A 1,090-nucleotide genomic window follows, 5' to 3' on the forward strand; every position below is an offset into this window, starting at 1 on the left:
ACCTAAGTTTTCTAATAAAAGATCTAAATACGTATCTTTCATCAATTGAGATTCATTGTTATTCAATATATTGTAGGTTGAAAGTATCAAATGTGAAAGTTGAGGATCAGAACGTAGGGTTGATTCGATAGCAAGTTCGATAGGCTCATTAAATATTCCTTCATAGCTTTTTTTTAACCATGCTGGATCTAAATGCATCATTTTATAAGTGAAGCCGAGAGGATCTGGTGCATTACCATCATGAACTTCTTCAGGTTCAAGCATGAAAGTTTGACCTTGATAGCTATCAATAATTTTTTTTCTACAATTGAATTGTTGATGTCCTAACTCTGTTACCCCTATAAGATAACTTGAGTGTAGATGAGGATCGTATGCAAAGCCTTTGAAGTGGGCATGAATTAGTTCTATACCTGTAGACTTATCCTGTGTGACATTGACCCAATTGCTCATATTTACTTAATTAGTCCTAATGGATTTAGCTTATCAAAAATTATCTAATGAAGAAATTCTAAAATTAACATAATACACCTTATACAAAATGCCCTTGTAAGCCCTTAATCAAGGGCATTTTTAGTCTCTACTTAACATAAAATTTTGGTGGTGCTTCAAAAAGTATGCTGCCTTTAAATGAAGCCATTATTGATGTAAAAGAAAAGAAGGCTAAATCAAAAGCTTTAAAATGGTTTTCAAGCTTTTTTGAAAAATTACAGCTTCTTCTGAAGCTACGCCTAATTCTATGCCTTATTTTGCAATTATTGCCTTCAATACCTACAGTAAAAAATTTACCAATACTTTGCTTACCATTTTTAAAAGCAGTGATGAAACTGTCCCAATGATCACTTGCAATTCGGGTGTAGTGAATATCTAATTGTTTAAGCTTTGTCTTCAATTGTTAGACTGTAGCTAAATCTCGTTTACCCCAAACATAAGCAACAATTTCACCTGTTTCTCGATGATAGGCGTAAATAAGCCATTGTTTATTCTTTTTATTTCCAACAAAATTCCAGAACTCATCTACTTCGAGAGATTCATAATGACTTTGCTGAGGCTGAATTTCATAGGTTGATTCAGTTAAAGTACGTAAAACTTT

The 1,090-nt window shown here is 32.6% G+C and carries 1 protein-coding gene and 1 pseudogene; both read right to left on the reverse strand.

The features are described from left to right. Positions 1–450: AraC family ligand binding domain-containing protein (locus tag FTU03_RS16045; RefSeq protein ID WP_171406470.1), on the reverse strand; the 450-nt coding region annotated here is incomplete at its 3' end. A 173-nt stretch (positions 451–623) separates the two neighbouring features. Next, positions 624–1,090: pseudogene (locus FTU03_RS16050) on the reverse strand (IS1 family transposase); the annotation flags it as partial.

This window comes from Acinetobacter sp. YH12046 (assembly GCF_013419905.1).
GTDB lineage: Bacteria > Pseudomonadota > Gammaproteobacteria > Pseudomonadales > Moraxellaceae > Acinetobacter.